We start from the raw sequence: 3,389 nt of genomic DNA, 5'->3' as shown, positions 1-3,389 counted from the left end.
GCAACGAGGAAGGCCCGCCCGGTGCGCCGGGCGGGCCTTCCTCGTCTCGGGTGGGGTCAGGCGCGCTCGAGCACGACCACCGGGATCACCCGGTCCGTCTTGGTCTCGTACTCGGCGAAGCCGGGCATGAGCTCGACCAGCTTGCCGTAGAGCCGGTCGCGCTCCGCGCCGCCGGTGACCGGGGTCGCGGTGGCGGTGAACGTCTCGGTGCCGAGCTCGACGGTGACCTCCGGGTTGGCCCTGACGTTGTGGTACCAGTCCGGGTTGCTGTCGGCGCCCGCCTTGGAGGCGGCGATCACCAGCCGCTCGCCGTCCCTGGCCAGCGCCAGCGGGCTCACCCGCGGCGCGCCGCTCTTCGCCCCGGTCGTGGTGAGCAGCAGCAGCTCGGCCCCCTCGAAGGGCCCGCCGACCTTCCCGGCATTGGCCCGGAACTCGGCGATGATCTTCGCGTTGAAATCCTCGGCCACAGCCGCTCCCTCCGATCGCAGGTGCGCGGGTCCGCGCGAACCCGAGGCTACCGGGCCCACGATCTCACCCGCTCCGGGTGACGCGGCGGCGCGCGGGCGGCGGCACGCTGGGTGCACGGGATCGGCGGAAGGAGCGAGGGTGACCCCGCTGCGCTACCAGTTCATCATCGACGGCGAACTCTCCGAGCGCGCGCTCGCCGCCTTCCCCGAGCTGGCCGCCTCGAACCGGGCGCCCGGCGCGGTGACCACGCTCTACGGCCCGGTCACCGACCCAGCCGCGCTGCGCGGCCTGCTGGCCAGGATCGACGCGCTCGGCCTCACCCTGCTGGAGCTGCGGCAGATGCCGGACTGAGGCTCAGACCCGGACCGGCACCTTCGGCCGCACCGGCCGCAGCGTCTTGCCCAGGTCGGTGCGGAGCGTGGTGGCCGAGTCCAGCAGGTAGTTCTGCCGCACCTTCCACGGGTGCCGGTCGCCCTGCCGCGGGAAGTCGCCGATCGAGCGCTGGATGTAGCCGGAGGCCAGGTCGAGCAGCGGCTGCTCGCCGAGCTCGCCGACGGGCTCCGGCACCACCGCGGCGTACCCCTTCCGGTCCATGAAGTTCAGCACCTTGCAGATGAGCCGGGAGGTCAGGTCGGCGCGCAGCGTCCAGGAGGCATTGGTGTAGCCGATGCAGACGGCGAAGTTCGGCACCCCGGTGAGCATGGTGCCCTGCCACACGTACTGCTCGGGCAGCGCCACCTCGACCCCGTCCACCGAGGGCGCGATGCCGCCGAAGGCGAGCAGCTCCAGCCCGGTCGCGGTGATCACGATGTCGGCGGGCAGCACCCGGCCGGAGGCCAGCCGGATGCCGTCGGGCACGAAGCGGTCGATGCGGTCGGTGACGACCTCCGCCTTCCCCTTCTTCATGGCCTTGAAGAAGTCGGCGTTCGGCACCGCGCAGAGCCGCTGGTCCCACGGGTCGTACTCCGGGGTGAAGTGCTCGGCGACCAGCTTCTCGTCGCCGAGGATGCGGGTGGTGAGCCCGGTCAGCAGCTTGCGCGCGGCCGCGGGGCGGCGGCGGCAGTACTGGTAGAAGCCCATGCTGAACAGGATGTTCTTGGTGCGGATGAGCCGGTGCGCGAGGTCGGGCGGGAGCGTCGCGCGCAACTTGTCGGCGATCCTGTCCCGGCCGGGGACCGCGCTGATCCAGGTCGGGGTGCGCTGCAGCATGGTGACCGACTCGGCGTCGGCGGCCATGGCGGGCACCAGCGTCACCGCGGTGGCGCCGCTGCCGATCACCACCACCCGCTTGCCGGTGTAGTCCAGCTCCTCCGGCCAGAACTGCGGGTGCACCACCTGCCCGGTGAAGTCGTCGCGCCCGGCGAACTCCGGCGCGTGGCCGCGGTCGTAGTTGTAGTAGCCCGCGCAGCTGTAGAGGAAGCCGCAGGTCAGTGCCGTCTGGACGGCGGTGCCGTCGGGCTCGCGGCGCTCCAGCGTCAGGGTCCAGCGCAGCTGCTCCGAGGACCAGTCGGCGGCGACCACCTTGGTGCCGAAGCGGATGTGCCGGTCGATGCCGTACTCGTGCGCGGTCTCGGTGATGTAGCGCAGGATGGCCGGGCCGTCCGCGATGGACTTGGCGTCCCGCCACGGCTTGAAGGGGTAGCCGAGGGTGAACATGTCCGAATCCGAGCGGATCCCCGGGTAGCGGAACAGATCCCAGGTGCCGCCGAGCGCCGCGCGGGCCTCCAGCACGGCGTAGCTCTTGCCGGGGCACTCGGTCTGCAGCCGGTACGCGGCGCCGATCCCGGAGAGCCCCGCACCGACGATCACGACATCGAGGTGTTCGGTCATGGCTCCAGTCTGCCCGGGCCCGGCCGCGCCTTCTTGCTTTCACGCGACAAAACTTTGATCCTGGACGACATGTCCGTGATCCGCTCCGCGGGGCTGCGCGGTTTCCGCGCCACCGTGGCCGAGCTCGGCGGCGACGCCGAGGCGCTGGCCGCCGCGGCCGGGCTGCCCGCCGCCGCGCTGGACACCGACGACATGCTGGTGCCGGACACCGCCGTCGCCGCGGTGCTCGAGCTCGCCGCGCACCGGCTCGGCTGCCCCGACCTCGGGCTGCGCATCTCCTACCGACAGGACCTGGACATGCTCGGCCCGCTCGCACTGGCCATCCGCAACTCGCCGACGCTCGCCGGGGTCATGGAGTGCACCGCGCGCTACCTCTTCGTGCACGCGCCCTCGCTCAGCCTCGGCCTGGAGCCGGACCCGTACGGCGACGAGCACGTGGTCGCGCTGCGCTACGAGGTGCGCACCGACGACCTGCCCGCCCCGGTGCAGGGCACCGACCTCGGGCTCGGCTTCGTGCACCGGGCGCTGCAGCGGCTGGTCGCCCCGCGCTACGGGCTGCGCTCGGTGGAGCTGCCGTACCGCCCGCCCGCCCCGCTCGCCGCCTACGAGCGGTTCTTCGGCGCCCCGGTGCGGGCCGGGCGCCCGGCCGCGCTGCTCCGGGTGCCGCGCGGGCTGGAATCGCGCTCGCTGGCGGGCGGTGACGAGACGCTGCACCGGCTGGCCATGGCCTTCCTGGCCGCGCAGACCGCGGGCGACGGCACTGCGGCGGCGCCGCGGGTGCGGACCACGGTCAGGCAGTTGCTCGGCACCGCCCCGCCGGAGATCGGCGTCGTCGCCGAGCTGCTCACCGTGCACCCGCGCACCCTGCAGCGCAGGCTCGCCGACGAGGGAACGAGTTTCGCGGCGATCCTGGACGAGGTGCGCCGCGACCAGGCGCACCGCTACCTGACCACCACCGCCATGCCGATGCGCCAGATCGCCTCGCTGCTCGGCCTGGCCGAGCAGGCCACGCTCACCCGCTGCTGCCGCCGCTGGTGGGGCCGCACCCCGACGGCGGTCCGGCGCGACCGGCCCTGAGCGCACGCGAACGG

At 73.2% G+C, this 3,389-nt stretch carries 4 protein-coding genes; 2 read left to right on the top strand and 2 right to left on the bottom strand.

The features are described from left to right. Positions 1-56: 56 nt before the first annotated feature. Positions 57-467, bottom strand: a complete 411-nt coding sequence (locus ACFUUZ_RS31555) for a nitroreductase family deazaflavin-dependent oxidoreductase (protein WP_378702681.1) — start codon at positions 465-467, stop codon at positions 57-59. A gap of 139 nt (positions 468-606) precedes the next feature. On the opposite strand from ACFUUZ_RS31555, the gene ACFUUZ_RS31550 reads away from it, so the two are divergent. Then, a complete protein-coding gene (locus tag ACFUUZ_RS31550; RefSeq protein ID WP_378702679.1) occupies positions 607-819 on the top strand; it encodes a hypothetical protein in 213 nt (70 codons plus the stop codon). 3 nt (positions 820-822) lie between these two features. On the opposite strand, the gene ACFUUZ_RS31545 is transcribed toward ACFUUZ_RS31550, so the two are convergent. Further along, positions 823-2,298, bottom strand: coding sequence for a flavin-containing monooxygenase (locus tag ACFUUZ_RS31545; RefSeq protein ID WP_378702677.1), 1,476 nt, complete (start codon positions 2,296-2,298; stop codon positions 823-825). A 69-nt stretch (positions 2,299-2,367) separates the two neighbouring features. Between ACFUUZ_RS31545 and ACFUUZ_RS31540 the strand changes: the two genes are divergently transcribed. Continuing rightward, entirely contained in the window at positions 2,368-3,375 is a 1,008-nt protein-coding gene (locus ACFUUZ_RS31540; RefSeq protein ID WP_378702676.1) for an AraC family transcriptional regulator ligand-binding domain-containing protein, read from the top strand. Positions 3,376-3,389 lie beyond the last annotated feature (14 nt).

The sequence above is a fragment of the Nocardia sp. NPDC057353 genome, assembly GCF_042667085.1.
Classification (GTDB): domain Bacteria; phylum Actinomycetota; class Actinomycetes; order Mycobacteriales; family Mycobacteriaceae; genus Nocardia.
The sequence above is the reverse complement of the archived record's forward strand: the minus strand, read 5'-3'. Positions and strand labels throughout refer to the sequence as shown.